This is a genomic window from Parafrankia sp. EUN1f, assembly GCF_000177675.1.
GTDB lineage: Bacteria > Actinomycetota > Actinomycetes > Frankiales > Frankiaceae > Parafrankia.
Genome location: NZ_ADGX01000015.1, coordinates 71,982 through 91,787, shown reverse-complemented (window position 1 = coordinate 91,787; position 19,806 = coordinate 71,982). Strand labels below are relative to the sequence as shown.

Sequence of the window (19,806 nt, the reverse complement as noted above, 5' to 3'; positions counted from 1 at the left end):
CGAACGTCCACCCGCCGTCCGCCCGCTGCCCCTGTTCGAGCCGGTCCAGCCCTGCGCCGATCTGCTCGTCGCTGAACAGGGCCCGGCTGCGCAGCCCCGGCCGCGGGGACAGGTCCAACGCGGTGAGCCGCTCGGCCTCGGTGCCGCCGGGCACCGGGATCGAGCCGTCGGCTCCGATGTGGGGGCGCAGCGCCTCGATCGATCGCCCGGCGTGCTCCGCGTCGGGTACCCGGTCGAGAAAGTCCAGCGCGAACTTCAGCACATAGCCGCCGAGCGCCCCCGGATCCGCCAGCGCCGCCCAGCACCATTCGGTCGCACGCTCCAGCCACGCCCGCGTGGCATCGGCGGCATGTACGTGCGGCGCGGCACGTGCGAGCAGCTGCCGCAGAACACCCGCGAACGCGAACGTCAGCTGGGATCCTCCCTCACTGGGCACCATCCACGGCGCGTGCGGATGGGCCGCCGCACCGGGCAACACGAAGGGCACACCGCCATCCGGAAGGGCGATCGCCGCCACCCAGGCAGCGGCATCGGCCACCATCGGATCATCCGGCGCGCCCGCGGCTGCGAGCACCTCGATCGCTTGCAGGGTCGCGGTCGGCTCGCTGCCCGGGGTCCGGACATCGGGTTCGAGGGCGTGCCCGAAGCCGCCGTCCGCGTTGCGGTAGGCGCGCAGCGCGTCCAGCACCGGCGCCGCCGCCGCGCCGTGCAGGAGTCGGGCCAGGATGTGCCGCTCCAGCAGACGGCCGTTGGCCAGCACGAACTGCTCGGCGGATGCGATGTCGACAGGCATGGGTGTGACGTTAGGCCGCGGTCACGATGGCGTCTTCCAGGAATCGGACGGCCGTGGTCCCGGTCAGGCGGCGGACCTCGTCGTTCATGTGCGACTGGCTCGCATAGCCCGCGGCGACGGCGACGGATGCCAAGGAGAAGGACGCCAAGGAGGAGGAGCACGAGACCGGCGCCGGCGACCCCGCCGCCTGTTGTTCCACCGACCACCTCGCCGGCTGCCCCGCCGACACCGAAGGCAGTGCGGGTGGCCGCCGGGTGAGCATCATCAGCCGCCGCAGCCGCGCGACCCGGGCGAACATCTTGGGGCCGTATCCGACCGCACCCAGCATTCTGCGGTGAAGCTGACGCTCGCCGACACCGAGTTCCGCCGCGACGGCCGCGACCCGCGCCCCCGGATGCGCGAGGTGGCGCACCGCGGCCCCGACGAGTGGGTCCGGACGCTCCGTGGCCCGGCCGGTCACCACGTCGGACAGCAGCTCCAACCTGCGCGCCGGGGCGGCCTCGGCCAACCGGCCCCGAATCTCGGCCATGCTGTCGCCCGGATTCCGGGCCGCCCGACCGCCCCAGAGAAGATCCACATCAATCTGGAGATCACGCACATCGCACGCGGGAACACCGAGCACCATGCCAGCTACGCCGGGACGCAGCCGGACGCCGGACGACATCGCACCCGCGGCCAGCGCCGCGTCGCGGAAACGGGTGTCAGGCCCCGCCACGACCAGCTCGCGCCCGGCAAGCCAGATCAGATCGACGCACCCGTCCGGCACCACCCGCTGGACGTGGTCGCCGTTCGGCTCCTGCTCCCACAGACAGGCCACCACAGGCCTCACGGCAACGGGCGCCTGGTATTCGCGGTACACCGACCTCACCTCACGGCACTGTTGCCTGCTCACGACACTGTTCCCTGACAACACGTCTGCCTGACAACACGACTGCCTGACGACACGACTGTCGCCTGACGACACGAGATCACACGTCATGCCCGAATCCAGACGCTCAGAATCTCGACATCAGCAATGCCGACCCACATAGGTCCGGTTCAGCCGAGTATGGTCCCTTCATTCTTTGGCCGGCCGTGCCTGCCGGGTTCCCGCTATCGGGCCTCCCCGGCGGCTCACCGCAGGCCATGACGCGAGAAACGGCCCAGCAGCCCCGAGGAGACCACGGATGAACGCACGCCGGATTCTCTCCGCCTTGACCGGCCTCGCCCTGGTCGGCGGGCTGGCCGCCTGCGGCTCCTCGACTGACAGCCAACCGGGCTCCGCGCACACCTCGGGGACGGCGGACTCGCGGGCCGCCGCGCCGACCCCCCGGCCAGCGCCACTGGAAATCTCGTTCACCGCCCCTTCGTTCGACACCGGCACCGCCAGCGACGTCCGGTTCGCCACCGACATCTCCTGCGGAGCGGACCGGCTCAACGCCTTCGACATCGCGCTTCCCGCATCCGCGCGGACATCCGCGACCACATCGGCGTCCACGTCGGCATCTGCCTCGGCGTCCGCGTCCGCTGTGCCCCTCGTCATCTATCTGCACGGCGGCGGGTTCATCAACGGGGACAAGTCCACTTTCTGGACGAACGGGTTCGACGACCCCGCGGCCACCGGTTCGGCCCCGGCACGGCTGCTGTCCGCCGGGACGGCGGTCGCCAGCATGAACTACCGGCTTCTCGGCGCCGAGGACGACGAGGGTGTCATCAAACCGATGACCGACGTGGCGCGCTGCCTGCAGTACATCCGCTACCACGCGGACTCGTTCGGTATCGACCCGAACCGGATCGCCCTCCTCGGCAACTCGGCCGGTGCTGGCACCGCGCTGTGGCTCGGCTTCCACGACGACCTCGCGGACCCGGACTCCACCGACCCCGTCGCCCGGATGTCGACCCGGCCACAGGCCGTCGCGGTGAACCAGACCCAGGCCACCTACGACATCGTGCGGTGGGGTGACGACGTCTTCGCCGACTACGCCGACCAGCTCAAGCCAGGTCTCATGAGGCTCATCGAAGCCGTCCCCGACGGCCGGCGCATGCTCGCCTTCTACGGGATCAAGCAGTTCGGCGACGTCACCCGGCCGGACATCGTCACCTATCGGCACAACGTCGACATGCTCGGCCTGATGGACGCCTCGGACGTCCCCTTCTGGGCGGCGAACACCAGAACGCCGGAGGCGCTGCCGCTGGGTGCCGACGTCATGTTCCACCACCCCTGGCACGCCCGCGCGCTTTCCGAACGCGCCGAGCAGGTCGGCCTCGACGCGACCGTCACCTGGGGGGTGGGCAGGACCCCGCCGATCTCCGCGGTCGACTACGTGCTCCGCGCGCTGAACCGCTGAGCCAGCCGAGCGCCCGAGCCGCCTGTCAGCCCGGTGCCGCTCCGACGTTCCGACGCCAGACAGCGGGGCAGGAAGAAACGGGGGTTTGCGCGGCGCAGGAGCGGTCAGCGGGTGGAAGGGAGGGGCGAGATGCTCTTCCAGAATCGCGTACATGCGGGGCATGAGCTCGGCCGACGGCTGGCGTATCTCGGCGGCCAGCAGGTGGTGGTCGTCGGTCTCCCCCGAGGGGGTGTGGTCGTCGCCTACGAGGTCGCCCGGGCGCTGGGCGCACCGCTGGACGTCATCGTCGTCCGCAAGCTCGGTGTACCAGTGCAGCCGGAGCTCGCGATGGGCGCCATCGCCGAGGGAGGTGTGCTGGTGGTCAACGACGAGACCCGGCTGCTGGCCAGCATCACCCCGGCAGATCTCCACGCGGTGGAAGCACGCGAACGGGTGGAGCTTGACCGTCGGATCCGCCGCTTCCGCGGATCGCAGCCGCGGGTTCCGTTGGCCGGCCGCACCGTGGTCGTGGTCGACGACGGGATCGCGACCGGCGCGACCGCTGCAGCCGCCTGCCAGGCGGTCCGGGCAGCCGGCGCCGCCCGCGTCGTGCTGGCCGCCCCCGTCGGCCCGCCGGAACGGATCGCGTGGCTGCACCAGTTCGCCGAGGAGGTGGTCTGCCTGGCCACCCCGGACGAGTTCTTCGCCATCGGCGCCTTCTACGTCGACTTCACTCAGACCGCGGATGAAGAAGTCACCGACCTGCTGCATCGGGCGGCCCTCATCTCCGCCCCCATGCCCGATCACACCGTGAACACCAACGGAACCGCGAGCACCGCGAGCATGGGTGGCGCATCGCAGGCTCGTGCCGTCGAGGTCAGAATTCCAACGGACACGACCAGACTGAGCGGAGATCTCACGATTCCCGAGCATCCGCATGGGCTGGTCGTGTTCGCGCATGGCAGCGGAAGCAGCCGCCAAAGCCCACGCAACCGGTACGTCTCGGATGTTCTGGTCGACGCCGGCCTGGCCACCCTGCTGTTTGACCTGCTCACACCCGAGGAGGAACTCGACCGGAAAAAGGTGTTCGACATCGACACCCTCGCCCGCCGTCTCATCCGGGTCACCCGCTGGCTGCGCGAGGAGCCCGATATCGCCTACCTTCCCGTCGGATACTTCGGTGCCAGTACCGGCGCCGCGGCGGCTCTGTGGGCGGCAGCCGAGTTCGGCCCGCCAGTCACCGCTGTCGTGTCCCGCGGCGGGCGACCGGATCTGGCCATGTCCAGACTGGCTCGGGTCTCCGCCCCCACGCTGCTGATCGTGGGTGAGCGCGACGAGCTCGTACTTGACCTCAACCGGGAAGCGCAGAATCAGCTGCGGTGTGAGAGCCGCCTCGCGGTGGTACCTGCTGCCACCCATCTGTTCACGCAGCCGGGCGCCCTGGAAGCGGTGGCGGTGCTGGCCCGTGACTGGTTCGTCCACCATCTGGCTCTGGCTGGACATCCCAGCTAGCGAACCCGCCGAAACGTACAGCCAGCCCGGCATCGCTGCCGGCCCCGGCAGAAGTCGCGGCAAAAGCGCCGACGGATGTGGCAGTGGCTGTCGCCGCGACGGTTGTCGCGGCATGCACCAGGGCGGCGACAGCCGGGGAGCGGGAGTTTCGCGGCCAGGCCATGGCGAGGGTGGACGGAGCGAGATCGTGGACAGGTCGGTAGGCGATGTCCGGCCTGGGGTGGCGCCGGACCAGCGAGGCGGGAGGGAACCAGACGATCCTTCCCAGCTCGACCAGGCTGAAGATCTGCGCGAGGTCCCGGGGCCGGTCGGCAGCCGGAAGTACGGCCGGAGCCACCGCGGGAGCGACGGACGAAGCCGGGGACGGGATGTCAGCCGCCTCGGCCAGTCTCGAGTCGGGCTGGTCGGCCGGCGATCCGTCCGGGAGGAGCCGGCCGGCGAGGTCGGCCAGGTACAGGTCGGGGCGGGCGGCGAGCGGGTCCGTTGCCGCCAGCGCCACCAGGCGAGGTTCGGTCAGCAGTGGCTCGAACTCCAGGTCGCGATCGTCGAAGGGTGCGGGAAGCAGTGCGACGTCAGCCCGGCCCTCCCGCAGCGCCGGGGCCTGCTCATCCCGCCCGCCGAGGATCAGATCGACCGGGATGGCCGCGTCCGCACGCTCGTAGGCAGCGATGATCCGCGGTAGCAGGCCGGCGTCGTAGTCGGCTTTGAGCGCGAGACGCAGCCGCGGTTCCGGCAGGCCGGCGTGGCGGGCCCGGGCCGCGGCGGCACCGACCGCGTCGAGGGCGATCCTGGCGTCCCGGAGCAGGCCCTCGCCGGCCGGGGTGAGCACGACGGAGCGGGTGGTGCGTTCGAGCAGCCGCACACCCAGCTGACGTTCCAGGTCGCGGATCGCTCTGGAGAGCGGGGGCTGAGCGATTCCCAGCCGGTCGGCGGCCCGCCGGAAATGAAGCTCCTCGGCGACGGCGACGAAATATCGAAGCTGACGCACCTCCAGCTCGCTCATATCGGGAGGGTATCAATGGAGACCGAGATGATCCTTCCGGTTCCTACTCCCCCCGACATTGACTGAGCCTGCGCGGGGCACCGCGCTTCGCACACGACAACCGGGAGCCTTCATGATCGTTGTCACCACCCCCACGGGCAACATCGGCCGGCAGGTGCTCGCGAACCTGCTGCGCGACGGGGAGTCCGTTCGAGTGATCGTCCGTGATCCCACTCGGCTCCCGGCCCAGGTCCGCGACCGCGTGGAGGTTGTCCGTGGCTCACACGGTGACGCCGACGTCGTGAACGAGGCGTTCGACGGTGCCGCGGCCGTCTTCTGGCTGGTGCCGCCCGACCCCACAGCGGAAGATCTCAAAGCCAGCTATCTGGAGTTCACCCAGCCGGCGTGCGACGCGTTCGTCCGCCATCAGGTGCAGCGGGTCGTCGGCGTCTCGGCCCTCGGTCGCGGAACCGCACCGGCGCTCGCCGGGAACGCGGGCCTGGTGTCGCTCTCACTGGCGATGGACGATCTGATCGCCGCCACCGGCGTGAGCTATCGGTCGCTGGCACTGCCGTCGTTCATGGAGAACATGCTGCGCCAGGTCGCCGCGATCCGTGCCCAGGGGATGTTCTTCCTCCCCCTGGACGGGGATCGGCGCCTTCCGACCTGCGCCACCCGCGACATCGCCGCCGCGGCAAGCAGGCTACTTGCGGATGTGTCGTGGAGCGGGCTGGAAAGCGTCCCGGTTCTCGGCCCCGAGGACCTGTCCGGCAACGACATGGCCCGCATCATGTCGGACGTGTTCGACCGGCCGATCCGCTTCCAGCAGGTCACGGAGGAGCAGTTCCGGGCGACGCTCGCCGGGCAGGGCCAGTCCACGGCCATGATCGAGGCGATGGTCGACATGATGCGCGCAAAGAACAACGGCCTTGACAACGCCGAGCCGCGCACGCCGCACGCCGCCTCACCGACCAGCTTCCGGCGCTGGTGCGAGGAGGTGCTGCGGCCGGCCGTTCTGGGCTGAGAACCCGTCCTTCGTCAGGCAGCGCGGCCGGGTAGCACAGCAAGCTGCCCGGCGCGCACCCGCTCCAGCATCGTCGCGACCGTTCGGATGATCTCGGGGAGAGTGTCGCGCATCCCGGCCGCGGCCGACTGGTAGCTGTCCAGGTCGACGATGCCGGCACCGGCGAGCAGGCACACCGGGTCCGCGAGCCTGGATTCCAGCCAGATGACGGGATCGTCCGGAAGCCGCCGCCACCACGACTCCGGAAGATCCACCCGGAACAGCGCATCGTCGCCAGCGGCCCGCCGTGAGGCAGGAAGCGATCCGAACCGCGACTGACGTTCGATGAGCCGAAGCTCCACCCGCACACCCCGCTGGGACTCCGGCTCCGGCTCGAGCTCCAGCTCCGGCGGCGACTCCAGCTGCGGCTCCAGCCCCAGTTCCCGCTCCGGCGGCGAATGAGGCGGCGGCCCGGGTTGCGGCCACGGACCGGATCCCGGGCCTTCCTGGTTGGGAGCAGCCTCGGATTCGGTGAAGCAGAGATCCTCGACGATGACGGCAAGCCCGTCGAAGCAGAACATTGTCAGCATGTCCCCCGCCCTTCGATCCGCGTCGAGCCGGCACCTTGCGGCGTCCGACCCGTGGGCCCGATGCTGGCACGCTACGCGCAGGCCCGTCCGCCGCACACGGCACCCTTCACCGACCCGAAACGACCTGGTTGCAAAGGCCAGCGGCACGGCCTCCCCCCGAGGAGGCCTCCGCCGCTCCCCGCAACACCACGGTCACAACACGTCGGTCCGGGCAAACGGCACCGCGGCGAAACGACGGAATCAGTACACGTCGCGGACATAGCGCCGATCGGCGGCAAGCTGCCGGACGTAGGCCATCGCATCGTCGGCATCGAGATTGCCGTAGGTAGCGACGACATCGCGCAATGCCTGATCGACGTCCCGGGCCATTCGGGCCGCGTCGCCGCAGACATACACATGGGCACCGTCGTTCAACCAGGTCCACAGCCGCGCGCCCTGTTCACGCATCCGATCCTGCACGTAGATCTTGGCCCGCTGGTCGCGGGAGAACGCCAGTCCCAGCCGGGTCAGGGTGCCGGCGGCGGTGAACGCGGCCAGCTCGTCGGCGTAGTAGTAGTCGGTGGCCCGGCGCTGTTCACCGAAGAACAGCCAGTTCGGGCCGGAAGCCCCGCGGGCCTGGCGATCCTGCAGGAACCCGATGAACGGCGCGATGCCAGTCCCCGGACCAATCATGATCACCGGCGTCGCGTCATCGGCCGGCGGGCGGAAGTGCGGTGCGGGTTTCAGGAAGACACGCACCGGACGTCCCGGCTCCGCGGCGGCGAGAAACGTGGAGCACACGCCGCCGCGGGGGCGGTCGTCGCTTCCCGTGAATCGAACAACGGACACGGTCAGGCTCACCGTCCGCGGATCCACCAGCGGCGAGGACGAGATCGAGTACAGTCGCGGCCGCAGCGGGCTCAGCACCGTGAGCCAGTCTGCGGCATCCGCGCGCACCGGGTGCTCGTTGAGGACGTCGACAGCCTGCCGCCCCCATCTCCATTTCTCCAGCTCGAGCTGGTTGCCGGGCCGCAGCAGGGTGCGCAGGTGAGGGTCGTCGGTACGGTCGGCAACAAAACGCAGCAGATCGGGCCGGACCGTGGTGATGTCCAGGCAATGACGCAATGCCTCCAGCAGCGGCAGTCGCCCGTTGTCGCCGGTCTGGACGTCGGTGTGCGGGTCGAGGCCGGTCGCGGCGAGCCACTCGTCCACCAGGGCGGGACTGTTCGTCGGCCAGACGCCCAGGGCGTCACCTGCCGCGTATTCCAGCCCACCGCCAGTCAGGTCAAAGGTGACCCTTCGTACCTCCTTGCTCGAACGGTCCGTGGTCAGAAGACGGTTGCCGAGCAGCGTCACCGTCCGGGCGGCGCCAGCCGACGCTGACCCGGACGTGGCCCCGGTGCCCGCCCGAGCGCCAGCGCCGACCCCAGGCCCAGCCCCGGCGCGAACGCCAGCCCGAGCACCGGCCCGAGCGCCGACGCCGGCCGCGGTCGCGGTCACGGCCCCGAACTCGGTGGCAGTCGTGGTCGCCGACGGATCACGGCTCGCGACGGCCGGGCCTGGGGGCGCCGCCCTCAGCGCCGCCATGACCTCCTCCAGCCAGTCGTCCAGGGTGCCGAGGTAGTCGGGTTCGCAGTCGACCCGGCCGACGAGCCGCGCCCCGCCGAGCTCGGCCAGGCGCCGGTCGAGACGACGCCCGTGGCCGCAGAAGTCCGCGTAGCTGGAGTCGCCGAGCGCCAGCACGGCGAAACGCCGACCGTCCAGGCGCGGGGCGTCCGCGGCGCTCACCGCGTCCCAGAAGCGCGCGCCGTTGTCCGGGGCGTCGCCGTCGCCGAAGGTGCTCGTCACCACCAGCAGGTCACCCGGAGCGAGGAGCAGTTCGCCGGCCGGAGCGGCCATGTCGTGGAGGTGCACGTGCCATCCGGCGTCCCGCAGCCGATCCCGCACGGTGGCCGCGGCGTCTTCGGCGTTGCCGGTCTGGGAGGCCCACAGCACCCGAACCGTGCTGTTCCCGCTGTCCCCCTTGTCCCCACTGGCCCCCCTCTCCCCCCGCACTTCCGGGTCCGCGGTTGCGACGTCCGGCATCTGTCGCCTGACCTGGCTTGGCACCGCCGGAACTCGCGGCGCGGGGGCGGCCAACCCGGCGGCGAGGAAGCCGTTCACCCACTGCAGACGTCCCGCGTCGAAGGGTGCGTCGGCGGGCAGTCGCGGCGGCTGGCCCGCGGCCGGCGGCATGGTCGCCAGCGCGGAGAGGAAGCCGGCGAGGTACTGGCGCTGCGGGTCGGTGAGGTCCGGCGGGGCGAGGCCGACACCGAGCGCCGCGCCCAGCGTCTCGATCACAACCCGCGCCACCGGTGCGGCAGCCGGCACATCTGCCGCACCCGGTCCGGGCCCTGGGCCAACCGTCGGCAGCGCTGGCATCGGTGGCATCAGTGGTGCCGGTGGCATCGGTGGTGCCGGTGGCATCGGTGATGCAGGTGATGCCGGTGCAGTCGCCGGCTGAGCCGGTGCGGTCACGGGTGGAGCCGGTGCGGTCACGGGTGGAGCCGGTGCGGCGACCCTGGTCAGGGAGACCGCGCAGACCTTCAGCTCAGGCTGGAACGAGACCGGGTCGACGGCGTCGCTGGTGACCGCGTTGATGCTGAGCTGGGCGCCGAACAGGTCGTTCCAGTGAAACGGGGCGAAGCAGCCGCCTGGCAGCACCCGGTCCGAGACGACCACGGGCAGCACGGCGCGGCCACGGCGCGAGGCGATCTCAATCCGGTCACCGGCGGTGACCCCGAGCGCGGCGGCGTCCAGCGGGTTGATCTCAACGAACGGTCCTGGATTGAGCTTGTTGAGTTTCGCGACCTTGCCAGTCTTGGTCAGGGTGTGCCACTGGTGCGCCAGCCGCCCGGTGTTCAGCAGGAACGGGTAGTCGTCGTCGGGACAGCTCGGCCGGCGGCAGGTGCGGTCGAGGATGGAACATGGCCCGGCCGGTCGGCGTCGGGAAGCGCAGCGCGGGAAGGGTGCCGTCGGCTCGTTCCAGCAGCGGCTGGCTGACACCGTCGTTGCGGTAGCGGATCGGGTTGCGGTCCGCGGAACCGGGGGCGGCCGGCCACTGCACCGGCCCCGCCCGCAGCCGCTCATAGCTGACGCCTCGCAGGTCGTAGCCGGTCGCGGGGTTGTGGAAGGCGCGGATCTCGGCGAAGACCTCCTCGGCGCTGGCGTAGTCGAAGGCGTCGGCGAAGCCCATCGCCGCCGCGACCCGGGCGATGAGCTGCCAGTCGGGCAGGGCCGCACCGGGCGGGTCGACGACCGCGCTGGTCAGGGTCAGGTTCCGCTCAGAGTTGATCATTATGCCGTCCGCCTCCCCCCACATCGCCGCCGGCAGGAGCACGTCGGCGTGGGTTGCGGTCTCGGTGTCGGCGTAGGCGTCCTGGACGACGACCAGCTCGGCCGCGGCGAGGCCGTCGAGCACCGTCGAGCGGTTGCCGACCGACGCCACCGGGTTGGTGCAGATGATCCAGCAGGCCTTGATCTGACCGGCGGCCATCCGCTGGAACATCTCGATGGTGCCCTGACCATCGACGTCCGGCCGCAGGGTGCCGGCAGGCAGGTCCCACTGCCGCTCGACGAACGCCCGGTCGGCCTCGACCTGCACCGAACGCTGCCCGGGCAGGCCGGGTCCCATATAGCCCATCTCCCGGCCGCCCATCGCGTTCGGCTGGCCGGTCAGCGAGAACGGCCCGGCACCGCGCCGGCAGATCGCTCCCGTCGCCAGATGCAGGTTGATCAGCGCGTTGGTGTTCCAGGTGCCGTGGGTGCTCTGGTTGAGACCCATCGTCCAGCAGCTCATCCAGGTCGCGCCCGCGTCGGCGATCCATTCGGCGGCGCGGCGCAGGTCCGCTTCGGTGAGCCCGGTCCGTTCGGCGACCGTCGACGGCGGGTAGTCGGCCAGGAACCCGGGCATCTGGTCCCACCCGTCGGTGTGCTCGGCGATGAAGGTCTCGTCGAGGTGACCGCCCTCGACAAGCAGGTGCAGCAGCCCGTTGAGCAGTGCGAGATCGGTGCCGGGACGGATCTGGAGGAACAGGTCCGCCTTCTCCGCCGTGGCGGTACGCCGCGGGTCGACGACGATCAGCCGCGCACCGGCGTGAACCCGCTCCATCAGGCGGAGGAACAGGATGGGATGGCAGTCGGCCATGTTCGACCCGATGACCAGGAACACCTCGGCGTGGTCGAAGTCGTCGTAGGAACCTGGCGGGCCGTCGGCGCCGAGCGACAGCTTGTAGCCGCTGCCCGCGCTGGCCATGCACAGCCGGGAGTTCGACTCGATCTGGTTGGTGCCCAGGAAACCCTTGGCCAGCTTGTTCGCGAGGTACTGCGCCTCCAGGGTCAGCTGGCCCGACACGTAGAGCGCGACCGCGTCGGGGCCGTGCTCGTCGATGATCGACCGCAGCCGGTGGGCGACCGTGCCGACGGCCTCGTCCAGCCCGACGTCGACCGGCTCGCCGCCGCGCCGTGGACGAATCCGTGCCGTCCCGAGCCGGCCCGGGGCCGCGAGCATGTCGGCGCTGGTCGCGCCCTTCGTGCACAGTCGGCCCCGGTTCGCGGGGTGCGCCTTGTCCCCTTTCACACGGCTGACCCGGCGACGGCCGTCCGGCCCCGCGGCGATGTCGAGGACCATGCCGCAGCCGACCCCGCAGTACGAGCACACTGTCCTCGTCGTCCCGGACGCGGTCACCCACTCCCCCTCCGCAAGAAGTCGACACCCGGAATGACACATCGACGGCACCAGCCAATTCCGGCCGAATCCGGCCGGCACTGCCGGAACAGCCGGGCCGGTGCGCCCGGATCAGACCATAGGATGAGCGCGTTTCACCGGTGTCACACCGACCCGGTCCGCCGATTACCGCCGCCGCACACCGGCCGTCTTGGCATTGTGAACCCACCGGCTCTCACCGCCTGCCCTCGCCCGGTGAGAGCACTGTTTTCCCGCCGTGTAATGACCGGCCAGGCGCCCCGAAACAGCCAGCTCCTAACGTGCTGTCGCGACAGGTTCTGCCCGATGTATATCGCGAATCTCCCCCGAGGAGCCCCCATGAGCGCGCCCAGCACCGGCAGGAATCCGGACCGGCGCACCAGCCGGTCCGGACGATGGATCGACGACTGGCATCCGGAAGATCCCGTGTTCTGGAACGAGACCGGGCGCCGGATCGCCCGGCGCAACCTGGTGCTGTCGGTCATCGCCGAGCACTTCGGGTTCTCCGTATGGGTCATGTGGAGCATCCTGGTCGTCAAGATGGGTGCGAACGCCGACGGCGGTCCGGGCCCCGCCGGCTTCGCGCTGACCATCGACCAGCAGCTCTGGCTCGTCGCGGTGCCGTCCGGGGTCGGAGCCTTCCTCCGGCTGCCCTACACCTTCGCGGTTCCCGTCTTCGGCGGCCGTAACTGGACGGTCTTCTCCGCGCTGCTGCTGGTCGTGCCCTGTGGGCTGATGATGTGGGCGGTGCGGCAGCCCGAGCTGTCCTTCGGCGCGCTGCTGGCGATCGCCGCCGTCGCCGGCGTCGGGGGCGGGAACTTCGCCTCGTCCATGACGAACATCTCCTTCTTCTACCCGGAGAAGGAGAAGGGCTGGGCGCTCGGGCTCAACGCGGCCGGCGGCAACCTCGGCGTCGCCGTGATCCAGAAGCTCGGCGCCGTCGTGATCGCGGCCGGAACCGGTACCGCGCTGGCCCGGATCGGGCTGATCTACATTCCGCTGGCGATTGTCGCGGCGGTCGGGGCACTGTTGTTCATGGACAACCTCTCCGAGGCGAAGGCGGACTTCGGTTCCATCGCGTCGGCGGCCCGGCGCGGCCAGACCTGGATCATGTCGTTTCTTTACATCGGCACTTTCGGCTCCTTCATCGGATATTCGTCGGCGTTTCCCGCACTGCTGAAGAACCCGGCACTGTTCAACCGGCCGGATGTCGCTCTCAGCTACGGATTTCTCGGCGCGCTGGTCGGTTCGGTCGCCCGCCCGCTCGGCGGAAAGCTCGGCGACCGGATCGGCGGCGCGAAGGTGACCGTCGCAGCCTTCGCGGTCATGACGCTGGGCGGTCTCGGCGCGGTGGCGTCGATCGGCCGCCGCGGCGGAATCCTCGACCGGCCGAGCTTCGGGCTGTTCTTCGCCTCGTTCATGCTGCTGTTCCTCGCCAGCGGCATCGGGAACGGCTCGACCTACCGGATGATCCCGGCCATCTTCGCCGCCCGCGGGGCCCGCGACGGCGGAACCCCCACGGCCATGCTGAGGGCCCGGCGGGAGGCCGCCGGCGCCATCGGCATCTGCTCCGCGGTCGGCGCCTTCGGCGGATTCCTGGTGCCGATCATCTACGCCGAGTCGAACAAGGCCTACGGAACGATCGCCCCGGCCCTGTGGGTCTATGTCGGCCTGTTCGTCGTGATGGCCGTCGTCACCTGGCTGTGCTACCTGCGCCGCGGCGACGTCGGCGCCCGGCCGAGCCCCGCGGCGACACCGCCGCAGGTGCTGGCGGCGAGCACGCGCTGACCGATCGAGGAACACCCTGGTCCGGCCCGGATGGCCGTCATCCGGGCCGGACGGCCGCTGCGCGCGCCCGCTGGGGACGCCGCGGAACGGCCGGCCTCAGTCGGAGATGCGGTAGACGGTGACCCGCTCGAAGGAGACCGTGGCTCCCGGCCCGGGCAGCATCACCCGGTACTCGTACTGGTCGTCGACGCTGTCGCAGGTGAAGCCGATCTCGTAGTAGGCGAACGTCGACGTCAGCTCGCCGGGCCGCAGGTCGCGGGCGGCCAGCTTCTCGCGCCGCAGGTGCACGTACACCTCGATGCGGGCGATCGGCTCGTCGGCGGGGAGATCGACATCCGGGTCGAGCTCGGCGGCGAGACGGAACGACGCCCGGTATGAGCCGCGCACCGGCAGCGTCTCGCGCGGCCCGTAGACGAGGGCCTGCCCTCGCTTTCACCAGCGCGGCCGTTCCGCGGGTGAGCGCGGGTTGGCATGATGGCCTTCTCGTCAGGAGACCGGCCATAGGGGCTGGTCCCGCGCTGCGCGGGCGGAAAGGTGCGGTCTGATGCCTGCTGCCGGGTACTCGGGGACTCCGCTGGCGCGCAAGCTCGGGGTCAAGGCGGACAGCCGGCTGGTGCTGGCTGCCGCTCCGCCAGGCTGGACCGTTCCCGACCTGCCGGACGGCGTCGAGCACAGCAGCGTCGCGTGTCTGGACGACCTGGTCCCCGGACCGGTCGACGTCTGTGTGGCCTTCTGCCGGGAGGCGAGGGACGTGCGCCAGGCCGCCGACTCCTTCCGCGAGTGCGTCCGTCCGGCCGGCGCACTGTGGTTCGGTTGGCCGCGCAGGGCCGCCGGGCATCGCAGCGACGTCACGGAGAACCTCATCCGGGAGGTCGTTCTCCCGCTGGGGCTGGTCGACGTCAAAGTCGCGGCGATGGATGCGGACTGGTCGGGTCTGAAGGTCGTCTGGCGCAGGGAACGGCGCTGAGCGGGTACCGACCCGAGGTCTGCGCCGAGCTCCCCGGGCCGAAGAGAAGCCCGCCCCAGGCGGTGAGCAGGGCGGCGAACCTCGCCGGTCGCGGCGTCTAGAGGCGGCCGGGGGTTCGGATGTCCTCGGGGACCCAGTCGGGGTTGCGGCGCTGGGAGAAGGCAAGCCAGCCCTCGCGGGCCTCTGAGCCGAAGACACTCCTGTCCATGGTCATGCGGTCGTAGGTGCCGTAGTGCGCCGCGATGACCCGCTTGACGTCGGCACGCGCCCGCGGAGCGCCGCGGCAGCAGGCGCGCAGCGCCTCGAGCGCGACGTCGCGCACCTGCTCGTGCGGGACGACCCGGGCGACCAGACCCCAGTCCAGTGCCTCCGTGGCGGTGACGACCCGGCCGGTGTAGAGCATGTCCTTGGCCCGGGCGGGGCCGATCTGGGCCGGCAGGTACCGCGCGTAGCCGGTGTCGGCGATGCCGCGGTAGACCTCCGGCGCCCGGAACGTGGCCCGGTCGCTGGCGACCGCCACGTCGGACATCATCGCGATGAGCAGGCCACCACCCTGGGCGATGCCGTTCACGGCGCTGACGACCGGCTTGCGGGAGTGCCGGATCGCGTCGAACGGGGTGTTGTCCATGCCGAAGAGCATCGGGCCGCCCCAGTCGTCGGCGGCGTTGTGTCCCAGGTCGCCACCAGGGATGAAGACGTCGCCGGTTCCCGTGATCAGCAGGCCGGCCAGCTCGGGGTCGTGGTTGACCCGGTCGACGGCGTAGCGGATGCCGAAGTACATCGCCGCCGTCAGCGCGTTGCGGGCCTGCGGCCGGTCGACCGTGCAGACCGCGAGGCTGCCCTGCCGCTCGAAGCGCAGGAACGGCGTGCCCAGCCAGTCCCCCTCCGGAGGGAGCGGCCTGCCCGCCTGTTCCGCCGACCTCGCACCGCTGGCTTCCTCGCCCATCCGATCACTCCTGAGAAGTTGGATAATAAATTCAATGTAGCTTGCCGTCCGGATCTGACGCGCGCTCACGCCAAGGGCCCGACGTCGCGGACGGACCGGGGCCGCCGGGCAGCGGCCCACCGGCGGCCGCGTCCAGGTCACCGGGCGTCGGGCGTGGGTCGTGGGTCGTGGGGCCCCTCCCGCCCACCCGCTAAACAGGGGCGGAAGGCCCCTGCCGGACTTCCGGCGCCAAACCTCGAAAACCCCGCCGGCAGTCTTTAAAAAATCATCACGAGGGCTATCCTGTTCCCGCATTCCGGGAATGCAAACAAGGAATTTCGGCGCTACCGTCAAAGCCATGACCCAGAGCAAAGTGGCGCCGCGCCACGGGACGATCTCCGAGCCGGCCTCCCGCGCGAACATCTATCTTCTGGAATGGCAGGCCAACGGCCTCGAATCAGGGAAGTTCTTCCCGGCGACCGAGGGCGGGCTCCTCGACCCGTTCGCGCCGGACGACGTCCCGAGCGACCCGCCGCCCGCCGACGGAAAGATCGCGAGCGCCGGCCAGGATTTCGCCGCCAAGCTGGACCAGCCGGGATCGGACTGGCAGAAGCACCCGGTCGGCTCCGGCCAGGAGCTTTCCATCACCTGGACTTTCCACGCACCGCACAAGACCCGGCGGTGGAACTATTTCCTCACCCGGCAGGGCTGGGATCCGAGCCTGCCGCTGAGCCGGGCCCAGTTCGAGTCGGCTCCGGTCGCCCAGTTCCAGAACAGCGGGCAGCCGTACTGGTCGGCCGAAAACCTCGAGCCGGAAGACCCGACCCGGCACACGTTCACGCTCCCGCAGCGGCAGGGCTACCACGTCCTGCTCAGCGTGTGGGAGGTCGCCGACACCGCCAAGGGCTTCTACCAGGTGATTGACCTCGATTTCGCCGAGTGACACCACACTGCGCTGTCCGCCGGCCGGTCTCCCGGTCGGCGGACAGCGCTCTGCCCGGCTCAGAAGGGCGACATTCAAAGCAGAAAAGGGGTTGGTATTAATGCACGACGTCGACCACGGACGACAGGCATGACCGCGCGAACCGCCGCCGACGCGCTTCGCGAGGCGATGATCGGCCGGGGCGGACCGGAGGCGACCGGCTGGACGGGTTCGCTCGAGCTGCCCCCCGCACCGCGCGCGGGCGCCACCGTCGCCGTTCTCGGTGCCGGGGTCGGTGGGCTGACCGCGGCCTACGAACTCGGCCGGCTGGGCTACCGGTGCATCGTGCTGGAGGCCTCGGACCGCGTCGGCGGCCGCAACCGCACGGCCCGCAACGGCGACGTGCTCCGCGAGCTGGGCCCGACCGGGGAGCCGGTCGTCACACACGAGTGCGTCTTCGACGAAGATCTCTACCTCAATCTGGGCCCCGGTCGCGTCCCGTATCACCACCGCCGGATGCTGGACTACTGCCGGGCCTTCGGTGTCGCCCTCGAGCCGTACATCATGGAGACCACGGCGAACGTCATCCACCTCGCGGACGGCCGGATCGTCCGATGGCGCAACCGGCAGGTCGCCAACGACACCCGCGGGCACCTCGCGGCGATGCTCGCCGAGAGCCTCGTGCAGCGGGACGCCGCGACCGGGGAACTGCTCGACCTGTTGCGGGCGTTCGGCCAGCTGGCGGACGACCACAGCTACCAGGGCTCGACCCGCTCCGGGTACGTCGAGGATCCCGACGTGCACGACTTTCCCATACCGGCACCGCCGATCCCCTTCGCGGACCTGTTGGAGTCGGGTTTCTGGAAGCACAGGTTCTACCAGCCGGTGGACTATCTGTGGCAGGCCACGATGTTCCAGCCGGTCGGCGGGATGGACCGCATCGTGACCGCGTTCGAGCGGGAGATCAACGACAGGTTCGGCGACATCATCGAGCGCAACGCCGAGGTCACCGCGATTCGGCTGCTCGGCGAGGGTGGGGTGGACGTCGAATACCTGCGGGAGGGCAGCGCCCAGAAGCTGACCGCGGACTACTGTGTCAGCAGCATCCCGGTGCCGGTGCTGCGGAGCCTCTCCACCAACTTCTCCGCCGAGTTCGACGCGGCGGTCAATGCCGTCGAGTTCGCCGACACCTGCAAGGTCGGATGGCAGGCGGAGGAACGTTTCTGGGAGAACGACACCGACCAGATCTACGGCGGGATCAGCTGGACGAACCATCCGATCACCCAGGTCTGGTATCCGAGCAACGACTATTTCTCCCCGGCGGGGACGGGCACCGTCACCGGCGCCTACAACTTCGCCGACGTGGCCAGGAAGTTCGGCGATCTGGAGCCGCTGCAGCGGCTGGACCAGGCCCGCGCCGGCGCGGCGGAGCTGCACCCGACGTTCGCCGACAAGAACATCGTTCCCACCGCGAAGGGCGTCACGATCGCCTGGCAGAAGGTGCCCTACCAGCTCGGGGGCTGGGCCGACTGGGATCCGGCGGACCCGGAGCACATGCGGGCCTACAAGCAGCTCCTCCAGCCCGAGGGCGACGGGCGCTTCTACATGCTGGGAGACCAGTGCTCACCGCTGCCCGGCTGGCAGGAGGGAGCGATGATGTCAGCCCACTACGTGATCGGCCAGATACAGGGCGTCATCCCGCTCACCGTGCCCGAGACGGTTCGGGTGCCCGATTCGGTCGCCCTGACCCAGGGTTCCCGCTGACCCTCTGACCCTGACCCGCCGACCTCCCCGGCCGGGTCAGTAGTGCCAGTCGTCGCCGGCGGCGGTGTCGACGGCCCCGCGTTCAGGCTCGAAGGCCAGCCGGTAGCCGCGTTTGGCCACGGTCTGGATGATGCGGGGGTCCCCGAGCGCGGAACGCAGCCGGCCCACGGCCACCTCGACCGCGTGCTCGTCTCCGCCGCCGGGCGGCAACAGCTCACGCCGGGTGATGACATGCCCGGGCCGGACCGCGAGGCGGCGCAGCAGCGCCATGCTCGTCCGGCTGAGCGGGACGAGCCGCCCGTCCACGACGACGGCCTGGCCGCGGAGGTCGAGCCAGTGGTCGGCGACCGGCAGCACCCGGCCACGCCGGCGCGGGATCTGCTCGACGATCTCGCGCACCAGCGCGCCGAGCCGCGCCCGGGGCGGCGCGATCACCGGAATGTCCCGTTCCAGCAGCGGGCCGGCGGTCACCGGACCGACGCAGGCCGCCACCACCGGACCGAGCAGCGCCTCGTGCACGGCCTCGCCCAGCCCCTGCTCGTCCGCGCTTCGCAGGAAACTCACCGCCGCCGGCGCGCTGGTGAACGCGACCGCGTCCAGTTCGGTGGTCGCGACCGCGTCGATCAGCCGCCGCAGCGGAGTGACGTCCTCGGGCCCGATCCACCGGTAGACGGGGACCTCGATGACGTCCGCGCCGGCCAGCCGCAGCGTGTCCACCAGGTCGGGGAGCGGTTCGCCGTGCTGCTGCACCGCGATGCGCCGGCCGTCGAGGTCGTCCCGCTCGATCAGGTGCTCCAGCACCTCGCTGGACGACTCCGATTCCGGCGACCAGGCCTCCCGCAACCCACTCGCGCGGATCGCGCCGCGGGCCTTGGGGCCGCGGGCCAGCAGGGTCGCCGAGCCGATCGCCTTGGTGAGCGGATCCAGCAGATCCCAGGCGTCAGCGGCCTCCATCCAGCCGCGGAAGCCGATCCCGGTGGTGGCGACGACGACGTCCAGCGGTGCGGTCAGGCACCGTTCGGTCGCCTGGCGCAGCTCCGTGTCGTCGGCCAGCGGCACGATCCGGATAGCCGGGCCGTACAGGACCCGTGCCCCGCGGCGTTCGAGCGCGGCACCGAACTCCTCCCGGCGGCGCGCCGCGGTGATCCCGATGGTGTAGCCGGCCAGCGGCTCGACGCTGGTGGAACCACCAGTCACGTCACGTTCACCTCAACCATTCCCTCGCGGCTGCGCACCTCGTAGACGGGTACGGTGACCCCTTCCGCGTCCAGGCACTCTCCGGTGCGCAGATCGAAGACCTGCTTGTGCAGGGGAGACGCTACCGTCCGCCGCTGCGCCCTGCTTCCGACGATGCCGCGGGCAAGCACCCAGGCGCCGGTGAACGGGTCCTGGTTGCCGATCGCGAACAGCTGACCGTCGTGGCAGCGGAACAGCGCGAGCTGGAGGTCGCCGACCAGCGCCGCGGCACCGCGCTCCGGCAGCAGGTCGTCGTATCGGCAGACCGTGGTCCACGTCGTCATCGTTGCGTCCT

General features: G+C 70.6%; 15 protein-coding genes and 1 pseudogene. 7 read left to right on the top strand and 9 right to left on the bottom strand.

The genetic code is table 11. The annotated features are described in order from the left end of the window. The coding region (locus FREUN1FDRAFT_RS06740; RefSeq protein WP_006539230.1) for a hypothetical protein at positions 1-793 on the bottom strand (793 nt) is incomplete at its 3' end. Between the two features lie 10 nt (positions 794-803). Continuing rightward, positions 804-1,685, bottom strand: coding sequence for a DUF6597 domain-containing transcriptional factor (locus tag FREUN1FDRAFT_RS06735; protein WP_198144254.1), 882 nt, complete (start codon positions 1,683-1,685; stop codon positions 804-806). 274 nt (positions 1,686-1,959) lie between these two features. Between FREUN1FDRAFT_RS06735 and FREUN1FDRAFT_RS39530 the strand changes: the two genes are divergently transcribed. Both FREUN1FDRAFT_RS39530 and FREUN1FDRAFT_RS06725 read left to right on the top strand, forming a co-directional pair. Beyond that, the gene (locus tag FREUN1FDRAFT_RS39530) at positions 1,960-3,120 is read left to right on the top strand and encodes an alpha/beta hydrolase (protein WP_006539228.1); all 1,161 of its coding nucleotides are present in this window, start codon (positions 1,960-1,962) and stop codon (positions 3,118-3,120) included. 129 nt (positions 3,121-3,249) lie between these two features. Further along, a complete protein-coding gene (locus FREUN1FDRAFT_RS06725) occupies positions 3,250-4,611 on the top strand; it encodes an alpha/beta family hydrolase (RefSeq protein WP_006539227.1) in 1,362 nt (453 codons plus the stop codon). Here FREUN1FDRAFT_RS06725 and FREUN1FDRAFT_RS06720 read toward each other — a convergent pair. Beyond that, the gene (locus FREUN1FDRAFT_RS06720; protein WP_006539226.1) at positions 4,523-5,614 is read right to left on the bottom strand and encodes a LysR family transcriptional regulator; all 1,092 of its coding nucleotides are present in this window, start codon (positions 5,612-5,614) and stop codon (positions 4,523-4,525) included. The genes FREUN1FDRAFT_RS06725 and FREUN1FDRAFT_RS06720 overlap by 89 nt on opposite strands. Positions 5,615-5,726: 112 nt before the next feature. Between FREUN1FDRAFT_RS06720 and FREUN1FDRAFT_RS06715 the strand changes: the two genes are divergently transcribed. Then, on the top strand, positions 5,727-6,617 hold the full coding sequence (locus tag FREUN1FDRAFT_RS06715; RefSeq protein ID WP_006539225.1) for an NAD(P)H-binding protein: 891 nt from the start codon (positions 5,727-5,729) through the stop codon (positions 6,615-6,617). 14 nt (positions 6,618-6,631) lie between these two features. Here FREUN1FDRAFT_RS06715 and FREUN1FDRAFT_RS06710 read toward each other — a convergent pair whose 3' ends face one another. Both FREUN1FDRAFT_RS06710 and FREUN1FDRAFT_RS47355 read right to left on the bottom strand, forming a co-directional pair. Next, complete coding sequence (locus FREUN1FDRAFT_RS06710; protein WP_006539224.1) at positions 6,632-7,186, bottom strand: hypothetical protein; 555 nt, start codon at positions 7,184-7,186, stop codon at positions 6,632-6,634. 240 nt (positions 7,187-7,426) lie between these two features. After that, positions 7,427-11,834: pseudogene (locus tag FREUN1FDRAFT_RS47355) on the bottom strand (molybdopterin-dependent oxidoreductase). Between the two features lie 414 nt (positions 11,835-12,248). On the opposite strand from FREUN1FDRAFT_RS47355, the gene FREUN1FDRAFT_RS06700 reads away from it, so the two are divergent. After that, positions 12,249-13,697: an MFS transporter gene (locus FREUN1FDRAFT_RS06700; RefSeq protein ID WP_006539221.1), complete on the top strand. Its 1,449-nt coding sequence runs from the start codon at positions 12,249-12,251 to the stop codon at positions 13,695-13,697. A gap of 96 nt (positions 13,698-13,793) precedes the next feature. Here the strand turns inward: FREUN1FDRAFT_RS06700 and FREUN1FDRAFT_RS06695 are convergent, their stop codons facing one another. Continuing rightward, positions 13,794-14,084, bottom strand: a complete 291-nt coding sequence (locus FREUN1FDRAFT_RS06695) for a hypothetical protein (protein WP_006539220.1) — start codon at positions 14,082-14,084, stop codon at positions 13,794-13,796. A gap of 157 nt (positions 14,085-14,241) precedes the next feature. Between FREUN1FDRAFT_RS06695 and FREUN1FDRAFT_RS06690 the strand changes: the two genes are divergently transcribed. Beyond that, entirely contained in the window at positions 14,242-14,664 is a 423-nt protein-coding gene (locus tag FREUN1FDRAFT_RS06690; protein WP_006539219.1) for a hypothetical protein, read from the top strand. Positions 14,665-14,761: 97 nt separating this feature from the next. On the opposite strand, the gene FREUN1FDRAFT_RS06685 is transcribed toward FREUN1FDRAFT_RS06690, so the two are convergent. After that, positions 14,762-15,610 (bottom strand): enoyl-CoA hydratase/isomerase family protein, encoded by an 849-nt coding sequence (locus tag FREUN1FDRAFT_RS06685; protein ID WP_006539218.1) that lies wholly within the window; start codon positions 15,608-15,610, stop codon positions 14,762-14,764. Positions 15,611-15,947: 337 nt separating this feature from the next. On the opposite strand from FREUN1FDRAFT_RS06685, the gene FREUN1FDRAFT_RS06680 reads away from it, so the two are divergent. Both FREUN1FDRAFT_RS06680 and FREUN1FDRAFT_RS06675 read left to right on the top strand, forming a co-directional pair. Further along, positions 15,948-16,532 (top strand): lytic polysaccharide monooxygenase auxiliary activity family 9 protein, encoded by a 585-nt coding sequence (locus FREUN1FDRAFT_RS06680; protein ID WP_085948853.1) that lies wholly within the window; start codon positions 15,948-15,950, stop codon positions 16,530-16,532. Positions 16,533-16,661: 129 nt separating this feature from the next. After that, positions 16,662-18,275 carry an FAD-dependent oxidoreductase gene (locus tag FREUN1FDRAFT_RS06675; protein ID WP_006539216.1) on the top strand — a complete coding sequence of 538 codons (1,614 nt, stop codon included), beginning with the start codon at positions 16,662-16,664 and terminating at the stop codon, positions 18,273-18,275. Positions 18,276-18,311: 36 nt separating this feature from the next. On the opposite strand, the gene FREUN1FDRAFT_RS06670 is transcribed toward FREUN1FDRAFT_RS06675, so the two are convergent. Both FREUN1FDRAFT_RS06670 and nirD read right to left on the bottom strand, forming a co-directional pair. Then, entirely contained in the window at positions 18,312-19,472 is a 1,161-nt protein-coding gene (locus tag FREUN1FDRAFT_RS06670) for a uroporphyrinogen-III synthase (protein WP_006539215.1), read from the bottom strand. After that, positions 19,469-19,795 (bottom strand): nitrite reductase small subunit NirD, encoded by a 327-nt coding sequence (nirD, locus tag FREUN1FDRAFT_RS06665; protein WP_006539214.1) that lies wholly within the window; start codon positions 19,793-19,795, stop codon positions 19,469-19,471. Before nirD ends, FREUN1FDRAFT_RS06670 begins: the two co-directional genes overlap by 4 nt. Between the last annotated feature and the right edge of the window lie 11 nt (positions 19,796-19,806).